The 15,250-nt window shown below is 33.8% G+C and carries 17 protein-coding genes and 2 pseudogenes; 17 read left to right on the plus strand and 2 right to left on the minus strand.

What is annotated here, in order from left to right:
* Window positions 1-2 precede the first annotated feature (2 nt).
* The 9 genes from pylC to ACYUJ6_RS07495 all read left to right on the plus strand — a co-directional run bounded on the left by pylC (window position 3) and on the right by ACYUJ6_RS07495 (window position 9,259).
* A complete protein-coding gene (pylC, locus tag ACYUJ6_RS07455) occupies window positions 3-1,154 on the plus strand; it encodes a 3-methylornithine--L-lysine ligase PylC (RefSeq protein ID WP_461845192.1) in 1,152 nt (383 codons plus the stop codon).
* Window positions 1,142-1,966 (plus strand): 3-methylornithyl-N6-L-lysine dehydrogenase PylD, encoded by an 825-nt coding sequence (gene pylD / locus ACYUJ6_RS07460; protein WP_461845193.1) that lies wholly within the window; start codon window positions 1,142-1,144, stop codon window positions 1,964-1,966. The genes pylC and pylD overlap by 13 nt, the downstream gene beginning before the upstream one ends.
* Before the next feature lie 67 nt (window positions 1,967-2,033).
* Window positions 2,034-2,375 (plus strand): pyrrolysine--tRNA(Pyl) ligase small subunit, encoded by a 342-nt coding sequence (pylSn, locus tag ACYUJ6_RS07465; RefSeq protein WP_461845468.1) that lies wholly within the window; start codon window positions 2,034-2,036, stop codon window positions 2,373-2,375.
* A gap of 203 nt (window positions 2,376-2,578) precedes the next feature.
* Complete coding sequence (locus tag ACYUJ6_RS07470; protein ID WP_461845469.1) at window positions 2,579-3,955, plus strand: APC family permease; 1,377 nt, start codon at window positions 2,579-2,581, stop codon at window positions 3,953-3,955.
* A 31-nt stretch (window positions 3,956-3,986) separates the two neighbouring features.
* Window positions 3,987-5,348, plus strand: a complete 1,362-nt coding sequence (locus ACYUJ6_RS07475) for an ethanolamine ammonia-lyase subunit EutB (RefSeq protein ID WP_461845194.1) — start codon at window positions 3,987-3,989, stop codon at window positions 5,346-5,348.
* Between the two features lie 12 nt (window positions 5,349-5,360).
* Complete coding sequence (eutC, locus tag ACYUJ6_RS07480; RefSeq protein ID WP_461845195.1) at window positions 5,361-6,146, plus strand: ethanolamine ammonia-lyase subunit EutC; 786 nt, start codon at window positions 5,361-5,363, stop codon at window positions 6,144-6,146.
* Between the two features lie 10 nt (window positions 6,147-6,156).
* The gene (locus ACYUJ6_RS07485) at window positions 6,157-7,641 is read left to right on the plus strand and encodes an ethanolamine ammonia-lyase reactivating factor EutA (protein ID WP_461845196.1); all 1,485 of its coding nucleotides are present in this window, start codon (window positions 6,157-6,159) and stop codon (window positions 7,639-7,641) included.
* Between the two features lie 2 nt (window positions 7,642-7,643).
* Complete coding sequence (locus ACYUJ6_RS07490) at window positions 7,644-8,309, plus strand: corrinoid protein (RefSeq protein WP_461845197.1); 666 nt, start codon at window positions 7,644-7,646, stop codon at window positions 8,307-8,309.
* Window positions 8,310-8,386: 77 nt separating this feature from the next.
* Entirely contained in the window at window positions 8,387-9,259 is an 873-nt protein-coding gene (locus tag ACYUJ6_RS07495; RefSeq protein ID WP_461845198.1) for a uroporphyrinogen decarboxylase family protein, read from the plus strand.
* A 106-nt stretch (window positions 9,260-9,365) separates the two neighbouring features.
* On the opposite strand, the gene ACYUJ6_RS07500 is transcribed toward ACYUJ6_RS07495, so the two are convergent.
* Entirely contained in the window at window positions 9,366-10,067 is a 702-nt protein-coding gene (locus tag ACYUJ6_RS07500; RefSeq protein WP_461845199.1) for a YczE/YyaS/YitT family protein, read from the minus strand.
* Between the two features lie 254 nt (window positions 10,068-10,321).
* On the opposite strand from ACYUJ6_RS07500, the gene ACYUJ6_RS07505 reads away from it, so the two are divergent.
* From ACYUJ6_RS07505 to ACYUJ6_RS07540, 8 genes and pseudogenes are all read left to right on the plus strand, one after another.
* The gene (locus ACYUJ6_RS07505; protein ID WP_461845200.1) at window positions 10,322-10,858 is read left to right on the plus strand and encodes a nitroreductase family protein; all 537 of its coding nucleotides are present in this window, start codon (window positions 10,322-10,324) and stop codon (window positions 10,856-10,858) included.
* Window positions 10,854-11,027, plus strand: a pseudogene (locus ACYUJ6_RS07510) (RNA polymerase sigma factor); the annotation flags it as partial. The gene ACYUJ6_RS07505 and the pseudogene ACYUJ6_RS07510, both read left to right, overlap by 5 nt.
* Before the next feature lie 44 nt (window positions 11,028-11,071).
* Complete coding sequence (locus tag ACYUJ6_RS07515) at window positions 11,072-11,428, plus strand: VOC family protein (RefSeq protein ID WP_461845201.1); 357 nt, start codon at window positions 11,072-11,074, stop codon at window positions 11,426-11,428.
* A 277-nt stretch (window positions 11,429-11,705) separates the two neighbouring features.
* Entirely contained in the window at window positions 11,706-12,896 is a 1,191-nt protein-coding gene (locus ACYUJ6_RS07520) for an MFS transporter (RefSeq protein WP_461845202.1), read from the plus strand.
* A 268-nt stretch (window positions 12,897-13,164) separates the two neighbouring features.
* The gene (locus ACYUJ6_RS07525; RefSeq protein ID WP_461845203.1) at window positions 13,165-13,296 is read left to right on the plus strand and encodes a hypothetical protein; all 132 of its coding nucleotides are present in this window, start codon (window positions 13,165-13,167) and stop codon (window positions 13,294-13,296) included.
* 28 nt (window positions 13,297-13,324) lie between these two features.
* Window positions 13,325-13,969 (plus strand): lactate utilization protein, encoded by a 645-nt coding sequence (locus ACYUJ6_RS07530; RefSeq protein ID WP_461845204.1) that lies wholly within the window; start codon window positions 13,325-13,327, stop codon window positions 13,967-13,969.
* Between the two features lie 87 nt (window positions 13,970-14,056).
* Window positions 14,057-14,170 (plus strand): NAD(P)H-dependent oxidoreductase, encoded by a 114-nt coding sequence (locus tag ACYUJ6_RS07535; protein ID WP_461845205.1) that lies wholly within the window; start codon window positions 14,057-14,059, stop codon window positions 14,168-14,170.
* 54 nt (window positions 14,171-14,224) lie between these two features.
* Window positions 14,225-14,602 (plus strand): annotated as a pseudogene (locus ACYUJ6_RS07540) (pentapeptide repeat-containing protein); the annotation flags it as partial.
* Window positions 14,603-14,659: 57 nt separating this feature from the next.
* On the opposite strand, the gene ACYUJ6_RS07545 reads toward ACYUJ6_RS07540, so the two are convergent.
* On the minus strand, window positions 14,660-15,223 hold the full coding sequence (locus ACYUJ6_RS07545) for a TetR/AcrR family transcriptional regulator (RefSeq protein WP_461845206.1): 564 nt from the start codon (window positions 15,221-15,223) through the stop codon (window positions 14,660-14,662).
* Between the last annotated feature and the right edge of the window lie 27 nt (window positions 15,224-15,250).

Here is a 15,250-nt window from a genome sequence, read left to right on the forward strand (position 1 = left end):
TTATGAAAGTGGCTGTAGTAGGCGGAAAACTTCAAGGGGTTGAAGCAGTTTATTTGTCGAAAAAAGCTGGATGGGAAGTCATGGTAATTGATAAAGATTCAAATGCTCCGGCAGTTTCACTTTGCGATTATTTTTACAAAGCTGATCTGTTGAAGAAAATGAATTTCAGTGAGATTTTTAAAAATGTACAGTTTATAATTCCAGCATTGGAAAATCAACAAGTGCTAAATATTTTAAATGAATATGCTTTGAAGACAAAAATACCTATTTTATACGATGCCAAAGCATATTCAATTTCATCTTCAAAAATTATATCAGATGAACTATTTGCTAAACTTCAAATACCTGTTCCTGAAATCTGGCCTTGCTGTGATTTCCCTGTTATTGTGAAACCATCAGAAGCCAGCGGCAGTGAAGGAGTGTGCAAGATAGAAAATGAATTTCAGTTAAATAAATTTATTGAAAGGCATAAGAATACTGAAAATTTGGTCATACAGGAATTCCTTGAAGGGCCATCCTATTCCTTGGAGGTGATTGGATTCCAGGGAAACTACCGTGTACTTCAAGTCACTGAACTCAACATGGATGAAATCTACGATTGTAAAAGAGTTATTGCACCTGCTGAATTGGATAGAGATAAAATAAGGCAATTTGAAGAGATATCTATAAAAATTGCACAAAAACTTAATTTGACAGGTATATTTGACGTAGAGGTGATTTTAAATCAGGGAAAAATGAAAGTACTGGAAATAGATGCAAGGCTGCCAAGTCAGACACCGACAGCAGTATACAATTCAACCGGTGTTAATTTGCTGGAATGTCTCTGGTATATATATTCTAAAAATAGTAAATTTGACTCATTTGCAGTAAATGCAAATACATGTTCAATATATGAACATGTAAAAGTTAGTGAAAATGTTATTAAAGTATGTGGAGAGCATATTATGGGTAAAGCAGGCCATTTGAAATTGTATAGAGATTTTTTTGGAGCAGATGAAGCTATATCAAATTATAATCCAGATGTGGAAGAATGGGAAGCTACACTGATAATAAAGGGGAACAACCGGAAAGAAGCATGGGATAAAAGATGGCGTGTTATAGATAATATTAAAAAACAAAATAAAAAACTGGAAGAAAGAAGATGTATAAAGTGACCTTGCTTAAATCAAAAGATATTTTTGGAATTTCTGAAAATTTAGCTAGATATGACAAGATACTTTGTGAAAAAACAGGAAAGTCATTGGCAGGTATAGCCATGTATGCTGTTAGCAGGGAGAATAGGGACAGTGAACCTTGTTTTAAGGATAGTTTAGTCGGAGTTGTTCCTGTCACCTGCGGCAGTGGAATTATAAATGGATTTTCTGAAACTGTAAGTTGCATAGTGGAGAGTATTGGATTTAAATGTTTTATTACAAAAAATAAAGATGTAAGCGGGTTGGAAGAAGCATATGAAAAAAAGGCAAAAGTGATTTTTATTGCAGATGATGATAAATTTATTGCAATCAACACCTGCAATAATAAAGTGGCAGAGAATAGTTTTAATACGGGAAGAGGTTATGCAGCAGCACTTGATTTGATGTCCGGAGGCTTAAAAGACAAAAACGTGCTACTTATAGGTGCAGGGCCTGTGGGTTTTGGAGCTGCGTTTTTTATGATAAATAGAGGTGCCAGAATTTTAGTATATGACATATTGAAACAAAAAGCTGAAAGTTTGAAAAAATCATTTCCAGAAGTTGAAATAATAACAGATCCTAACAGAGCATTAAAAAACAATAATTTAATATTTGATGCTACATATGCAAAAGATATTATAAAAAAAGAACATGTTGATGGCAACACATTGATATCAGCACCGGGTATACCTCTTGGTCTGAGGGAAGAATGTTTTCCTATAATTAAAGATAGATTGATACATGATGTGCTGGAGATAGGTGTGGCAACAATGTTGTTTGATTCACTGTCCTAGTCAATTTAAAAATCCATTTATGAAGGGGGTCCTTTAATTGAGTGCTGAAAAAAACCTGCCAATTAATATGCAGGTTAAAGAAAAGAGGAAGAAAAAATATTATAGAAAAAATGTGGATTTTTTAAAGTTAATTGAGAAGATTAAATTGTGGCCTTCCCGTTCAGGTGTACTTCATGGTATAAAATCCATAGAAATTCATGGAAATCACTGCAAGATAACTACTCACTGCAATATAGAATTTGAAGTGTGGACTTCCAAAAAAAGCAGATCAGCCAGATGGCTTAGAAATAAATGGTCCTTTTGTGCTTGTGGAAAGTGCAATATTCCAGATTGGAAACTGGAAAAATATTCAGAAACCATAATGACAAAAAAATGGGGATCAGGACTATATAAATCAAGTGATTCCTAAATTCAGATGAAATTTAACCATAAGAAGTTTCTCCTCTTATATGAATTAAAACTGTTTAATAAATTCAATTGTATGATAAAAGTTACATGTGCTTAAGCTTATGATATTATTTACAAAATTTTTATAATGACAATATACTAAATGATTTTTAATGATACATCAACAATAATAATAAAATATTGATATATTAATAAAAAAGAACAATTAAATTTTTCGGAGCTTTTGCTGTGGCATTTTCTGCTATCTCCATTACTACAGGAATTTTTCTGAATTATGGACTTGTTATGACAACCGTTGGGCCCATAGGAATATGGACATTTCCTATAGTGGGATTAGGTTCTACTTTAATTGCATTAATCTTTTGTGAACTGGCAAGTCTCATGCCCGTTACCGGTCAATGTTACTTGTGGGTATCCAAATTTCATGGAAAAGGACTTGGCTGGTTTGTTGGATGGATTACATTTTGCTATTTTATAGTTATTATACCTTCTATAAGCAGCTGCGTTGGACCCGTTCTGGGTTCTCTGCTGGGGATTGATGTCACACCCAGATTTGTCAGCATGGTTGGAATCGGAGTACTTACATTACATCTATTATTAAATGCATTTAGTGTGAAATTATCCTCCATTATTACAAGTGCATCTGTTGTTACAGAAGCTGCTGGAATTCTGCTGCTGACCTTTGTGCTGGCAATTGTTGCATTTAGAAACGGGATACATCCAGGCAGCCTTACGGCTGTTAATCCAGCAGTCTCCGCTTCTGGAAAACCTATATGGGCACCTTTGCTTATGTCATCCCTTATTGGTTTTTATACCCTTGTTGCTTTTGAGTCAGCTGCCAATATGAGTGATGAAACCCATGATGCTGCTAAAAATGTACCAAAGGCAATGGTTGTATCTATTGTTTTAAGCACAATTTTTGGTACTCTGTTTCTTATAGCAGCTACACTTAGCACAAAAGACTTTTCCAAGGTTTTTGCTTCAGATTCTCCATTGACTTTTATTATACAATCCAACTTGGGTCCTGTTATTGCAAAATTATTCTTTATTGTTATAATTGTATCTATTTTTGCCTGTGGACTGGCATTTATGACTTCAGCATCAAGAACAATTTATGCCATGGCAAGAGACAACGCCTTTTTTGCAAGCGGTGTTTTTAAAGTAGTAGGTAAAAGAGGAACTCCAATACACGCATGCATACTTCTTTGGGCTTGCGGAGTTTTATTTTTGATATTTTCAACACCTACAGTTTTAGCTGTAGCCTCAGCCGCGCTGCCCTGCGTATATTACCTCATAACTCTTATAAGTTATGCTGTAGCTAGAAAAAACATAAAGTTTGGAAAAAATAATTTCAATCTTGGCAAATTTGCCAAACCGCTTTTATTTGTAACTATCTTATGGCAGTTTATTGCATTGGGAATCTTTTCAATACCAAAGGATTTCCGGGGTGCCACGGTTGTAAATATTTGTCTGGCAATAATGGGCGGAATACTTTATTTTGCCTATTTCAAGAAAAAATTATCACAAGGCGATGAACAGGATATTGTTGTAGAAGAACAGGAAGAATCGGAGGTTATTTAATTAAGTAATTATTTATTTGGGAGGGTATCAAGTGATTTTAAAAAGTACAATTAATAATAAAACTTTCATTTTTAAATCTGTACGTGAGTTACTTGGAAAGGCTAATGAAGAAAAATCTGGAGATGTTCTTTATGGCATTGCAGCAGCTTCAGCAACTGAAAGGGTTGCTGCCAAGCTTTGTCTGGCTAACTTAACTATTAAGGATATTTATGAAAACCCGGTTATTCCCTATGAAAAAGACCAGGTAACCAGAGCCATATATGATGGAATAGATAAAAAGGTATACGATAAAATATGTAATTACACAATAAGTGATTTGCGAGAGTTTTTATTAAGCAGCAATACAAAACAAGATGATATTTTAAATATAGGAAAGGGTCTTACCAGTGAGAGCATAGCTGCTGCAGCCAAACTTATGACAAATATGGATCTTATTTGTGCTTCAAAAAAAATCAAGGTTCAAGCACACTGCAGGACAACAATAGGTCTGCCTGGAACTATTTCCTTTAGAAATCAGCCCAATCATACTACGGATCACATTGAAGGAATTATATCCTCTGTAAAAGAAGGCTTGTCTTATGGAAGCGGCGATGCTGTAATAGGTGTAAATCCAGTTATAGATACAGTGGAAAATTATAATAGAATAATAAATTCTATCCATGAGCTTGTAGAAAAATACAATATTCCAACCCAAACTTGTGTCCTGGCACATGTTACTACTCAAATGAAGGCAATTAAAACTGGTACTGCAGTAGATTTGATTTTTCAAAGTCTTGCAGGAACTGAATTGGCCAATGATGCATTTGGAATTACAGTTGATATGCTGGATGAGGCTATGAACATGGGACTGGAATATTGCCATTCAGAAGGGCCTAACATTATGTATTTTGAAACTGGACAGGGTTCAGAAGTTTCACTTAATCTGCATGACAATGTGGATGAGATGACCCTGGAGTCCAGGTGCTATGGACTGGCAAGGAGGTATAAACCTTTTATGCTGAATAATGTTTCAGGCTTTATTGGACCGGAAACTATTTATAGTGGTAAAGAAATTATAAGGGCTGATCTGGAAGATTTATTTATGGGGAAAATGCATGGACTCCCAATGGGGATAGCTCCCTGTTATACCAATCATATGAATGCTGATCAAAATGATCAGGAATTGGGCACGGTTTTATGTGCTGTAGCAGGAGCTAATTATTTTATGGGAGTTGCCGGTGGTGATGACTGCATGTTGAGTTATCAGGATACAAGTTATCATGATGATGCTACCATCAGGGAAATTCTCGGACTTAGGCCTTCCCCTGAATTTGAAAAATGGATGGAAGGCTGTGGGCTGATGGAAAATGGAAAACTGACAGACTTGGCAGGGGATCCGTCTATTTTTGATTAGGAGGTTGATTTTATGGAAAAACAAAATATTAATAGTGATTTTGGGTATACACTTTATAGTAAAGATAAAATATATATAGATAATCCTCATAATATAGAGGCGTTAAAAGTTATGAAAAAATCTACCACTGCACGAATTTGCATTGGCAGGTGTGGTACAAGATTAAAAACCTCTGCGTTATTAAATTTCCTTGCAGATCATGCAGCAGCTCGTGATGCTGTGGACATGGAGGTTTCACAGGAATTTCTCATTAAAAATAATTTTTTTCAGGTTCAGACTCTGGCAGAAGATAAAAATGAATACTTAAAAAAACCACAGAAGGGGAGAAAGCTAAATAAAGTTTCAAAAGAAAAGGTCCTTAAAAATTGTGAAAAGGGGAAACAGGTTCAAATAATTATTGCAGATGGTCTAAGTTCTCCTGCTGTAGAAGCAAATGCAGGAGATGTGGTATTGTCATTATTGCAGGGCCTAAAAGTAGAAGGCATAAGCACGGGGAACCCTTTTTTCGTAAAATATGGAAGAGTGGGAGTGGAGGATGAGATTGCCATTTTGCTGGATTGTGATGTGATTGTAGAGCTGGTAGGCGAAAGGCCGGGATTAAATACAGCTGAAGGTATGAGTGCCTATATAATATACAGGCCTACTGAGAAAACTGTGGAAGCGGATAGAACTGTCATATCCAATATTCACAAGCAGGGAACTCCTCCTGCAGAAGCAGGGGCTCAAATAGCTTCCTTAGTAAAGAATATGCTGAAATTTAAAGCCAGTGGAATAGAACTTGCTGAGATGCTGCAATAGAGGGAATGTCATGTTAAATGGTAAAAGTTATATTATAAAAAGTATTGGTATCGATATTGGGACAACCACTACACAGATTATTATAAGTGATTTGACAGTGGAAAATATCTCCTCGGGAACACTTGTCCCTAAAATTGAAATAACAAAAAAGGAAGTAATATATAAAAGCAAAATTTATTTTACACCATTAAAAAATGCCTTCACGGTAGATGACGAAAAGATAGATGATATAATAAAAAATGAATATTTAAAAGCAGGTATCAGCTCCAAGGATATCAATACAGGAGCTGTTATAATTACAGGCGAAACTGCTAAAAAAGAGAATGCAAAAAAAATTTCCTTGAAAATTTCAAATCTTGCTGGAGATTTTGTGGTAGCTACTGCAGGAGGAAATCTAGAATCAATTATAGCTGGGAAAGGTTCAGGTGCAGCAGAATACTCAAGAAAAAATTATTGTACTGTTGCAAATGTTGATATTGGAGGTGGTACTGCAAATATAGCTGTTTTTCAAAATGGAAAGGCAATTGACTGCTGTTGTTTAAATATTGGGGGCAGAATAATTGAAATAGACAAAAAGACAAAAAAAGTCAGGCATATTGCTGAGCCTATGAAAATTATATTAAAGAATTTAAAATTGGATATAAATGTGGGAGATTCAATTAATATCGATGTATTGAAGAAAATTACGGATAAAATGGTTTATATACTGATGGAATGTTTATTCAATAAAAAACTAAGTAAACTTACACAAGGACTTTTGATGTCAAATCCCCTTTGTCACAATTATCAAATGGATTCTATTATGATTTCCGGAGGTGTTGCCAATTATGCGTATAATTGCAGCTGCCATAGTCCTATGAGGTTAGAAGATATATTAAAGTATAGTGATATTGGACCTTTATTTGGTCAGAAAATAAGGGAAAAATTATCTTTTAAAAAGATAAGATTGGAAAAACCCTGTGAAACTATAAGGGCTACAGTAATTGGTGCAGGTATACAGATAATTAGCATAAGCGGCAGCACCATTTATGTAAATAATGATATTTTACCTTTAAAAAATATACCTGTAGTTAAACCCTTTAAATTATTAATTCCCCATAAGAGTGATGAAATAAGTTCAATTATAAAGAAACATATAGAAAATTTTTTTAATAAGGACTATATGGACAATATAGCCATAGCTGTTCCAAAAGAAAGATACTTATCATTTTCTGATATCAATGTTCTGGCAGAAGGTATCATTAAAGGTTTCAGCCAATTAATAGAACTTGGTAAACCTCTTATAGTTATAATGGAACAGGATTATGCAAAAGTATTAGGACAAACTCTTAGAGTATTACTTCCAAACACAAATATAATATGTATAGATCAACTGCAGGTCGGGGAAGGGGACTATGTAGACATTGGTAAATTTATTCCATCAGGAGAAGTGGTGCCTGTGGCCATTAAAACCCTTATATTTGAAACGGAACATTTAAAGGAGGTTTTGGATTAAAAATGTCCATTGATAAAGAGGAGCTTTTAAAAAGAATATCCCATGCAGTGGTTGAAATGGATGAAGATGAAACAGTATTACTTTGCAGAAAAGTAGTAGAAAAGGAAATATCCCCTTATGAAGCAATAGAGAAGGGTCTTTGCAATGGTATGGAAAGAGCCGGAGTCCTTTTTGAAAAAGAGGAATATTTTGTGACGGAACTTCTCATGTGTTCAGATGCAATGTATGCGGGAATTGATGTGCTGAAGCCATATTTGAATAAATCCGGTGATAATAAGTTCAAAATAGTTATAGGAGTTATTCAGGGAGATACTCATGATATAGGAAAAACTCTTGTGAAAATTATGCTGGAAACAGCAGGATTTGAAATAATAGATTTAGGCAGAGATGTTGCTCCAATAAAATTTTATGAAGAAGCTAAAAAGGTAAATGCAGATATTATAGCAGTTTCCAGTCTGATGACTACAACAATGAATCGTATAAGAGAAGTTATCAGTATTTTAGAGAAAGAAAATGTGAGAGAAGATTTCAAGGTAATGGTGGGAGGAGGATGCATATCCCAAAACTTTGCAGATAAAATTAATGCTGACGGGTATTCTTCAAATGCAGTGGAAGCAGTTAAAATTGCAAAAAGTTTGGTCAGAGGAAAGCTATATAACAAAATATGATTATATGCAGGCTGTGTATAAACGCTGTGACAAGGGGCTTACAATACTTTACGAGGTATGAGAAGGAGATATAAAAGATGGATTTTAATATTGATTCAGTATGTAAAGGTGAAAGTATGGAACAGATTCCAGCAGCAGTCTTAGAACAAACTGGAATATATTTTGGAGATGCACATTTGAAAAAGGATTGCATGGCTGCAGTTTCTGAAAAGATAAAAGAAATTCATGAAAGTGCAATTTGCCATGTTCCATTTTCTGTAGTAGTTGAAGCTGAGGCTCTTGGAAGCAAGATGAGATTGGATAAATACACCAATGGCATTTTAGCAGATGACTTTAAATACTCGAAAATCGAAGAACTTTCCAATCTCAGTGAATTTGATTTTAATAAAGGCATGATAAAGGAAGTGCTGGATTGTGTTGATATTTTAAGCAGCAGAGGAAACATTGTAGCTCTCAATGTAGAAGGACCCTTTACCATACTTACCTTGCTGATAGATAATTTGACTATATATAGAGGACTTCGAAAGCAGGAAAATGTTATTCATAATGCACTGTTGACTATACAAAACAGTGTTAGAGAATATATTATTAAGGGTATAGAAAAAGGGGCCAGAATAATATCCTATGCTGATCCAAGCGGTGATATAGATGTTATAGGTCCCGCAATTTATAAAAAATTAAGCGGTGAAATATCCTATAATCTTATAAAAAGCCTGGAGGGCTATCTTGACAATTCCATAATACATCTCTGTGCAAGGACTTCTTTCCCCTTTGAAAAATTGGGATACTGCAAATCAAATCCTATTATGGTTAAAAAGAATATAAAATATGGAGAAGCAATCTGTAATTTATTAGATGATAAAAATGTAAAGATACTAGGGCACAAATGCATGGCAAATGAGGGTATAGCAGTTGAAAATTCAATTGTTTGGAAGCTTGATTTAATATGATACATCAGCTGCATACCTATCAGATGAATCTGGAGAATCACTGATATCAATATAGTATGGCAGAAAAGGGCTGCAGGAGAATGAAAAAGTGTTGTAAAACAATAAACTAAACAGATTTCCTGGATTCAATAATATCTACACTGTCTGCACCCTTGATGTTTTTATACAGGTCTATGAAATCCATGTGATGAGCTTTTTTAGAATCATATTTTCCTATTCTAAATGCAAGTTCTACTGAAGGTCCAATTCCAATTGCCGATACCAGAGTTCCAAATCCAACGGGACCTCCTAAAAAGAATCCTATTATCAGGACTGTAATTTCCATGGACCCTCTTATAATCCATACTGGCTTGTTTAACCTTTTTACAAGTCCTTCCATAAGCCCATCTCTGGGGCCGGCACCCAGTTCAACTCGTAAATAGAAATATGTAGATATACCCATAAGTATGATAGATGATATGAGCATTAGTATTTTTCCCATCATATTTTCCGGTGTTTTAAATATTCCGGTATTGTTGATTAAATCTACAAAAATTCCAATGAAAAACATATTAAATATACTTCCAATTCCGGGAATTACCCCTAGAAAAATTGACAGCAGTATAACGCAAAGACCTACTATTTGTGTGGCCTGTCCCAAGGAAAAAATGGAATGATTAACTATGCCCATATGAAAAACATCCCAGGAACTCATTCCAAGTTTTGAATAAAGTGCCAGAATTATTGCTATAGAACATAAAAAAAAGCCAAAAAATAAAGAGGGCATTTTAAATAATAATTCTATCCATATGCTTTTATAATATTTCATAATTTATCCCACCGTTTCTTTCCATTATGTAACTTATATTAGAAGTTTAATTAAGAATTGTCAATATGCTAATACTGCAAATTTTATCTTATTACAAAAACTGTTCTATAAAGAAGTCCAGAAATTATGAGTGATGCGGCATATATAACAAATTTTTTATTATGAGGAAAGAAGATGGAAGGAGATAAAATGAGATTAAAAGTTTTAGTGTATAATAATACATAATAAAGCTTATTATTGGAAGGAGAGCGGATATGAATAATTATTTTGATTTAATAAATAAGCGTGAAAGCTGCAGAAATTATCTGGATAAACAGGTTGAAAAAGAAAAGCTGACTGCCTGCATAGAAGCATGCAGAATAGCACCTTCAGCCTGTAATGAACAGCCCTGGAAATTTATAGTTGTAAATAACAGAGAACTGTCATCCAAGGTGGCAAAGTGTCTTCAGGATCTTGTCATGAATAAATTTACGGATAAGTGCCCGGCGTTTATAATTGTGATGGAAGACAAAGGGGATATCAAAGCCAGGGTTGGAGGAGCAATCAAAAATCAGGACTATTCTTCCATTGACATTGGCATTGCAACTGCCCAGCTGTGTCTTGCGGCTGTGGAACAGGGACTGTCTACCTGCATTATGGGCTGGTTCAATGAAAAGAAGCTTAAGAAATTACTGAAAATAGAAAGTTCTAACAGAATCAGGCTTGTACTATCCATTGGTTATTCTGCGGATAAAAAACCCCGAAGAAAAGTGCGAAAGAGTCTGGAAGAGATTTCACACTTTATAGATTAATGCAATAGTATGGATTTATTCTTTAGAATCCATACTACGAATAGCTTTTTCATTTGTTGATATGTTTGGGTTGTCGCTGGAGGAAGTATCGAGAATATTAGACATATCCAAGGGAGCAATAAAAGGACTTCTCTATCGGGCACATATGAATCTTGACTCTTTCTTTTATTGCATCTATATATGTGAAGATAAAATATATAGGAGGAATTTGTTATGAAAAATTACGATAATTTTTTTATGGGAGTAAACAATTTAGAAGAGGCTAAGGAATATTATGGAAGTATCCTGGGGCTGAAGTTGAAATTTGATTTTTCTATAAAAGGAATGGTGGCTTTTAATATTGGAAATGAAGAACCGGCAATTATTTTAAAAGATGAGAGTATTTTTAAAAATATGAAGCCCACCATTTGGTTTGAAGTTGAAAATGTTGAAATTGAATATGATAAATTAAAGAAAAAAGGTGTCCAATTTTTGTCTGAACCTTTTGAAATCATGACAGGCATGGCTGTTGAATTTGAAGATCCTTTTGGAAACAGACTGGGCATTACAGATTATACAAAGAAAATTTGAGATGTATATTTAATTAACTAGTGATATAATTGAATTATTATTAAATTTGCAGGAGTAAACTAGGTTAAGGAGTTGAAAAGAGGGAAAGTTCATGGGTGCTCCATCTAACCCCATATATTTTATTATATTGGTATTTTACTTATTATAGGTGGAATATTGTCTGCGAAATGGGCAGGGATATTTTATGAAAAAATAAAATAGAAACAAATATATAAGATATCACGATACGTAAATATGTGTTGTGATATCTGCATTTTATTATAAGAGGAGAATGGCAATGGAGCAATTAAATATAAAAGTACAAAAAAGAATTTTACTCGTAATAGTGGTAATGTTTTGGTTTTCACAATATGTGTACATGCCATATCAAACTCCATATTTACTTTCCGTAGGTGTGGCTGCCAATTTTATTGGAGTAGTTGTAGGTGCTTATGGACTTTCCCAGATGATACTTCGTATGCCTATAGGAGTAATGGCAGATATAAGGGGCAGACATAAGTTTTTCATTATAATAGGTAGCAGTTCTAGTGGATTAGCTTCACTTTTTAGAATATTTATGCCTAATGGTATTGGATTTCTTCTTGGAAGTTTGTTTTCAGGATTGGCATCAGCTATGTGGATTTCATTTATGGTTTTATATTCAAATTATTTCAAAAAAGATGAAATGCAAAAATCAATGGGAACAATTATTGCAGCAAACAATATGGGTGTTCTTGTAGGTTTTGCAGCAGGATCCCTGTTTTATGACAGATTTGGAATGAACATTTTATGCATACTGAGTGTTGCAGCGGCACTGCCTTCAACTATACTGGCATTTTTTATAAAGGAACCGGATATAAATTTCACACCTGTTCCAGTGAAAAAACTTATAACTGTGTATTTTGATAAAAGATTAATAGGATTTTCTCTGCTGACTCTGATTCAACAAGGTATTCTCATGTCTACTGTAATGTCTTTTACAAATCAGATTGTAAAGCAACTTGGAGCCTCCGGTTTTCAAATTGGAATGAACTCAATAATATACATAGTGGCGGCAGTGATTAGTTCTTATTTTTCCGCATCAAAACTGGCATTAAAACGAGGCCCTGAATTTTGGATTCCTCTTGTTCTTGTATGCATTTGCATTTATTGTTTAGTAGTTCCCAATTCATCTTCTATAACCTATATATATTTTGCACAGATTTTAATGGCAATGTCTACGGGAATTTTGTTTTCATTTTGTACAAGTGAGGCAATGAAAAATGTTGATCAAAATAAGAAATCTACTGCCATGGGGTATTTTCAGGCAATTTATGCAGTTGGTATGACGATAATTCCGGCTTTAACAGGAATAATTTCTCATAATTATAATATGATTACGGCATATTATTTTATGGGAGCTGTATCCATAATTGGATTTTTAGGAGCATTTTATTTTTATAAATTCAGAAATAATAAAGATGCTGTTTTAAAACCCAGTGATTCTTAATTGCCCTTTCTGAATTTTAAGGGAGATATTTTTTTGTATTCTCATTTTTTATGCACTATGTATTTGATAACTGGATAAAAATAAACTTCCATATCCAGTGCCTGATGTAAATATGCGGATGATGGACTTGTTCATTGCAAAACAAGTATATTTCTGAGTCATGCATTATAATTTATATACTGGCTGAATTAAAGCACTTTATAAGTATTCCTAATTGATATAAAATAACACTTTATTAAAAATATAATTTAATAGAGGAAGAACTTTTATGAAATTATACTTAAGTGAAAATATTGCAGAATCCGCCTACAAAAGATTAGCTGCAAAGGCAGAAATTGTTACGAACTTTGATTATCCTGAAGAATTGGATACAATAATGGTAAATAGTATGTTTTTATAACAAGATATTATAGAAAGAGGTGTACAATATGACAAATAAAAAAGAATACTATAAGAAGCTTGCAAATACAATTATCAAAAATCTTTCATATAAAGGGATGGAAGGTTTTTGGACCAATACAAAAGAAGAAGCTTTAGAAAAAGCTATGTCATTTTTATCTCATAAAGATAAAATAGCCTGGGGAGATTCTCAGACTTTAAAAGAAATTGGTTTTTTTGATGCAGTAAAATCAGGTAACTATTCTTATACTGATGTAGAAGATTTATTTGATGAAAAACTATCAGATAAACGAGATGAAATCTACAGTAAAATAGTAACAAGTGACTACTATTTTTTAAGTTCCAATGCTATTACAATAAATGGTGAACTTGTAAATATTGATGGTAGCGGCAACCGTTTAGCGGCAATGATGTACGGCCCCAAACATGTTGTTGTAGTTGTAGGAATGAATAAAGTATGTTACGATGTGGAAAGTGCTTATAAGAGAATTAAATTAATAGCATGTCCTCAAAATACTATTAGGCATAATTACAAAACTCCATGTTCTACTACCGGGAAGTGCGGCAATTGTGTAGGAATTAACTCTATATGTACTTATACGGTTATTACACGTATTGGGAGATTTCCAGGGAGAATAAAGGTAATCCTAGTTGGAGAAGAGTTGGGATATTAAAATCAAAATAAAATTTTGATTAATTGCTGAAAAAGCGGAGAAAGTATACTAGAAGTATTTGAAGTTAATTAAATGGAGGGGCAATTCATGAAAATATTAGCTACTAGCGGAAGCCTCAGGAAAAATAAAAACACAGCTATTCTTCTTAACAAAGTACTTGAAGGAGCAAAATTACATGGTGCTGATACAGAACTTATATGAGATAAATAATATGATACATATGTATGAAGATAGACGTAATAAAGAACTGAATCAGCTCATAGGATAAAGGTTAATATTTTGCTTAAAGATACCAGTGAAATTATACGCAGTAAAGCGCATAAAAGAAAAAATACTCTTTCGAAAAATCAGAATACTAATTCTCATAGATTAGATTATTTTGGTGCAGACTTGAGAAAAACCAATCTTATAGGTGCAGACTTGAGGGGAGCATGTCTTATTGCAGCAAAACTGAGAGGTGTGGATTTGAGCGGAGCTGATTTGATAGGAGCTGACTTGAGGGATACCGACCTTAGTGGGGCCAATCTCACAAATAGTATTTTTGTTACACAGGCTCAGCTCAATACAGCTAAGGGCGATTCTAATACAAAACTACCAAGAATATTGGTTCAACCAGCCTATTGGTTAAAGTGATTAATGGTTTTAATGATAAAAATTATAATTTGACAATAGGTGGCATCTTAGTATTGGCTATGGAAGTGGGGATAGATTTATATCCAGCATTGTTTTGAAGCTGTCATCTTTGTTGGCCATTTTATTTTCAAAGTATCCTGAGAGTTCCAGTAAAATAAATCCTAAAACTGCACTGCGGATGCTTCTTGAGAGCATAAGCAATTCTGGTTTTGGTTTGCCGGTAAAACTGAGAAGCTGTTCAAACATCCTGATGATTTTTAATGAAGATTGATAAATAATAGATTGATGTTCATATTGTGGAACTATTAAAATAACCATTGCCAGCTTAGGATGATTCAGGCTGTAATCACGAATTGTTGAACAAAATACTTTAATGGCATCCTTTCCGGATAATCCAAGTAAATTTTCATATAGGACAGCTTCCAGGCTATTAAAAAAAATACTGCCGATTGTTATTTTTAATTCATCCAGGTTTCTGAAGTAGTTGTATAAAGATGGCGGTTTAATATTCAGGGATTGTGATAATTTTTGGAAAGTTAATAAATTCAAACCTTCATTTTCAGCAATATTCATAGCTTTGTTCAGGACTTTTTCTTTTGAAAGTTCTCTTTTTTTTGTCATTTTTGTACACCTGCCAGTTCAATGATT

It is taken from the genome of Clostridium sp. JNZ X4-2 (assembly GCF_054889485.1).